This window comes from Polaromonas sp. P1_G2, from assembly GCF_056405515.1.
In genome coordinates this window covers 1-599 of the sequence record NZ_JBFUBY010000717.1, presented here as the reverse complement: position 1 = coordinate 599, position 599 = coordinate 1, and the positions used below count along the sequence as shown (strand labels likewise).

At 54.8% G+C, this 599-nt stretch carries 2 tRNA genes; both read right to left on the bottom strand.

From position 1 onward, the window contains the following. Window positions 1–68: 68 nt before the first annotated feature. Window positions 69–148 (bottom strand) — tRNA-Gln (locus AC1D0P_RS27140). A gap of 8 nt (window positions 149–156) precedes the next feature. After that, window positions 157–247, bottom strand: a tRNA-Ser gene (locus AC1D0P_RS27135). Window positions 248–599: the final 352 nt, after the last annotated feature.

Below are 599 nucleotides of genomic sequence, written 5' to 3'. Positions count from 1 at the left end.
CTTCCGACCCTCTGCTTCGTAGGCAGATGCTCTGATTCCGGACTGAGCTAACGCGAGAAAAAAATGAATGGCAGGCCGTGATGGATTCGAACCACCGAAATGTCAGGATCAAAACCCGATGCCTTGGACCTAACTTGGCGAACGGCCTTTAAGGGCTGGAGGAAGATAGGGGATTCGAACCCCTGAGCCCGCTTTCGCGGGCTCTCGCTTAGCAAGCGAGTGCTTTGAACCCCTCAGCCAATCTTCCAAAAATCTCCGGTTACGAGTTCCGGTGCCACCCTATCTTTGAGGCCGGTTTCCGCACTACGCCTTTTCGGGCACTGCGCTTCTTTACTGATTGGCGGGAAGTCGAAATACTTCGGCTTCCCGCCCTGGAATTGGCGTCACGTAGGGGATTCGAACCCCTGTCTACAAGAATGAAAATCTTGTGTCCTGAGCTAGGGCCTGTTAACGCTATTTATGCAGATGCGTTGCGAGTCAAAAAGGCCTTGAGCAAGGCGCAAAACGCAGGCGGAGTGAACCCCGTCAAGGCTTTGCAACGCCGCGCAAGGCCTTTTTGATCGCAACCCGGAGGGAATGGGGTGAGGAAGGCGCCACTC